Genomic DNA, 3,946 nt, shown 5'->3' on the forward strand with positions numbered 1-3,946 from the left:
CTCTTCCGATCTCGCGGCCGGTGACCCCGGGCGATACCGGAGGCAGGCCGGCGCCCTCGGGTGCGCGCGCGATCGATCTCGGCGCGCTGCCGATCGGCGGCCTCGTGCGCCGCGGCGCCTATGTCCACACCGCAGCCGCCGGAATCGAGCTGTTCCAAGGCGGCGACCGCCTCGTGCCGAGCCGCTGGCCGGCATCGGGCTATGCGACAGGATCGGTGGCGGGTGCCAACGCGGCGGGACCGACAGTGTCGGTGCCGGGCAACCATGCATCGGCATGGCGCGGCGAACCGTCTTTATGGGCGGGCGGTTATTGGGGTGCCGACTGGGCATTCGAACTAGCGCCGGTCGCGCTCGTCGCGCCGGGCGGTGCCGCGATCAAGCTCGCGCCGCTCCAGGGCCAGCAGCCGCCGCGTGCGACGGCGCGTTTCTTCGTCGAGAACGCCTTGTCCGAACTCCATCGGCCGGGCAGCTTCGTGGTCGACGGCAAGCGCCGCGTCGCCATCTTCCTGCCGACGGGCAACGCGCCGGTCGAGGCGGCGGTCGCACGGAGCCTATTGGTGTTCCAGGGCGCGCGCAACGTCGCGGTGAGCGGGATCGCGTTCGACCGCACGCTCGGCCCCGCGGTGCAGGTCAACGGTTCGACCGACATCCGCTTCGCGGCCTGCGCCTTCCGCCAGACGGGTGGCAATGGCGTAACCGTCAGCGGCGGCAGGAACGTGACCTTCACCGGATCGGTGATCGCATCGACCGCCGAGACCGGGATCGTGCTCGGCGGCGGCGATCGCCCGTCGCTGACGCCCGCCGGCCATGTCTTCGCCAACGGCGTCATCACCGACTTCGGGCTCGAAAGCCCGAGCTACCGACCCGGCGCCAACCTTCAGGGCGACGGAAATCAGCTCCGCGGGTCATATATCGCCGGTGGCGATCACAATGCGGTAATGCTCTCGGGCAACGATCATATCGTCTCGGGCAACGAGATCGCCAACGTACTGCGCGATGCCGAGGATTCGGGCGCGATCTACATGGGCGCCGACTGGACGCAGCGCGGCATGGAGATCAGCGGCAACTATGTCCACGATATCGGCGGCACGCGGCCGACCAACTTTCTGACCTCGGTCTATCTCGACGACCAGTTCAGTGGCGCGCATGTCGCGGGCAACGTGCTGGTCGGCGGCGATTACGGCGTGGTGATCGCGGGCGGGCGCGACAACCGTGTCGAGCACAATCTGATCGTCGATCCGCGTCGTGGCGGCATTCATTTCGATGCGCGCGGCCTCGGCAAGCAGGCCAACCGAACCGTCGAGTTCGCCGCTAAGCTCGCGCGCGTGCCCGCCATGAGCCCGGCCTGGCTCGCGCGCTATCCCGCGCTGCGGACGCTTACGCAGGATCGGTACGGCACGCCGGACGGTGACATCGCCGGTGCCAATCTCGTGCTCGGCGCTCCGGTGGTGGTGGCCGATCCGCCGAGTGTCGCGGCGATGCTCTCGGTTGCGGGCAACACGGGCTCGATACTTCCGGTGTCGCCAGGGCCGTCGGCGCTTCCGACGATGATCGGTCGGGTGCCGGGCGGAGCGACTCCGCCGCTGGCGGACCGTGCGCGCGATCTTGCTGCGCTGATGCCGCTTCGCGAGGTGCCGGACCGCTGAAAGCCGCGGCCGGCGCTCAGGCAACGGCGCGAAACTGGCCCTGGTTCTCGAGGAACCACGTATAAGCGCCGGCGATGCCGTCCTCGAGCGCGATGCTGGGCGACCAGCCGAGTCCGCGTAGCTTGTCGGCGGACATCAGCTTTCGCGGGGTGCCGTCGGGCTTGCCCGTGTCCTTGACGATGTCGCCGGTATAGCCGATCGCCTTGCACACCATCTCGGTAAGCTCGGCGATGGTCACGTCGGTGCCCGAGCCGACATTGACGTGCCCGAAGTCCGAATACGTCTTCATCAGATGCACGCACGCGTCGGCAAGGTCGTCGACATGCAGGAATTCGCGGCGTGGCGTGCCGGTGCCCCACATCACGATCGAGGGCGCGCCCGACAGCTTCGCCTCGTGCGCCTTCCGGATCAGCGCGGGCATGACGTGGCTCGATTCGAGATCAAAATTGTCACCCGGCCCATAGAGGTTGGTGGGCATCACCGAGATGTAGTCGCGGCCGTGCTGTCGTCGATAGGCCTGGGCGAGCTTGATGCCCGCGATCTTGGCGATCGCATACCATTCGTTGGTCGGCTCGAGCGGGCCGGTGAGCAGCGAGTCCTCCACGATCGGCTGGGCCGCGAACTTTGGATAGATGCAGCTCGAGCCCAGGAACATCAGCTTGGCGACATCGGTGCGGTTCGCCGCCTCGATCACGTTGGCCTCGATCATGAGATTGTCGTAAAGGAAATCCGCCGGATAGGTGTCGTTGGCGAGGATGCCGCCGACCTTGGCCGCCGCGAGGAACACCGCGTCGGGCCTCTGGTCGGCGAACCAAGCGCGCACCGCGATTTGGTCCTTGAGATCGAGCGCGTCGCGGCCGGCGGTGAGGACGGTGCTGCCCTCCGCGACCAGCCGCCGCGCGATCGCCGAGCCGACCATGCCGCGATGGCCGGCTACGAAGACCCGCTTGTCGGCGAGATCGAACGGCTCCCCCAGCGCCACCGTCAGGCGTCCTTGGCGATCGGCGCGTTCTTCATCACCTCGAGATCGGCCTGCACCATCTCGCGGGCGAGTTCGCGTACCGGCGTGTCGTGGCTCCAGCCGAGCTTCTGCTTGGCCTTGGCGGGATCGCCGAGCAGCAGATCGACCTCGGTCGGGCGGAAATAGCGCGGGTCGACCTCGACGAACAGCTTGCCGGTGTCCTTGCAATAGCCCTTCTCGTCGATGCCTTCGCCTTCCCAGCGCAGGTCGATGCCGACATCCTCGAACGCCCAGGCGACGAAATCGCGGACCGGCGTGGTCTCGCCGGTGGCGAGCACGTAATCGTCGGGCTCGTCCTGCTGGAGCATCATCCACATGCCGCGGACATATTCGCGGGCATGGCCCCAGTCGCGCTTGGCATCGAGATTGCCGAGGTAGAGCTTCTCCTGCCGTCCGAGTTTGATCGCGGCGGCGGCGCGGGTGATCTTGCGGGTGACGAAGGTCTCGCCGCGGAGCGGACTCTCATGGTTGAAAAGGATGCCGTTCGAGGCGTGGATGCCATAGGCCTCGCGATAATTTACCACGATCCAGTAGGCATACATCTTGGCGGCGCCATAGGGCGAGCGCGGGTAGAATGGCGTGGTCTCGCGCTGCGGCACTTCCTGGACGAGGCCGTACAGCTCGGAGGTCGAGGCCTGGTAGAAACGGCAGGTCTTCTCGATGCCGAGAATGCGGATCGCCTCTAGCAGCCGCAGCGTGCCGATGCCGTCCGCATTCGCGGTATATTCGGGCGTTTCGAAGCTGACCGCGACGTGGCTCTGCGCGGCGAGATTGTAGATTTCAGTTGGTTGCGTCTGCTGCACGAGCCGGATCAGATTGGTCGAATCGGTCAGATCGCCATAATGGAGGTGGAAGCGCGCGCCTTCGACGTGGGGGTCCTGATAGATGTTCTCGATCCGCCCGGTGTTGAACGAGGAGGAGCGGCGCTTGACGCCGTGCACCTCATATCCCTTGGTGAGCAGCAGTTCCGAAAGATAGGCTCCGTCCTGACCCGTGACGCCCGTGATCAATGCTACCTTGCGGCTCGTCATCATTCCCCCAAAATCTTGAGACCCAAAACCGGCCCATCAATGTTGCGCCGCAACACCGGCATCCGTCAAGCTCGGCTGTGCGTTCCGCTCATCCTATTCCGATATAGCGGCGCGCATAGGGCGCCACCACGGGCACCGCTGCCACCGGATCCGCAACCGGAATGAGCAGGTCGTCCCGGTCGTTATGTGTCATTTTTATTGTTACCGTAATTGTAGGCGTAGTATCCGTAGTCGTATCCGTATCCGAT

Annotated in this window: 3 protein-coding genes; 1 reads left to right on the forward strand and 2 read right to left on the reverse strand. The window is 65.9% G+C overall.

All coding sequences use genetic code 11. The features are described from left to right. Positions 1-1,646 (forward strand): right-handed parallel beta-helix repeat-containing protein (locus HUU94_RS09875; protein ID WP_174274917.1); only part of this gene is annotated, 1,646 nt, incomplete at its 5' end. Positions 1,647-1,662: 16 nt separating this feature from the next. Here the strand turns inward: HUU94_RS09875 and fcl are convergent. Then, positions 1,663-2,628, reverse strand: coding sequence for a GDP-L-fucose synthase (fcl, locus tag HUU94_RS09880; RefSeq protein WP_217429602.1), 966 nt, complete (start codon positions 2,626-2,628; stop codon positions 1,663-1,665). Between the two features lie 2 nt (positions 2,629-2,630). Continuing rightward, a complete protein-coding gene (gmd, locus tag HUU94_RS09885) occupies positions 2,631-3,698 on the reverse strand; it encodes a GDP-mannose 4,6-dehydratase (protein ID WP_174274918.1) in 1,068 nt (355 codons plus the stop codon). Between the last annotated feature and the right edge of the window lie 248 nt (positions 3,699-3,946).

Source organism: Sphingomonas bacterium, assembly GCF_903644055.1.
Classification (GTDB): domain Bacteria; phylum Pseudomonadota; class Alphaproteobacteria; order Sphingomonadales; family Sphingomonadaceae; genus Sphingomonas_I.

What these genes read in the sequence shown, in the direction of transcription:
- gmd (WP_174274918.1), bottom strand. Translation starts at nt 3,698, where the DNA reads ATGACGAGCCGCAAGGTAGCATTGATCACGGGCGTCACGGGTCAGGAC.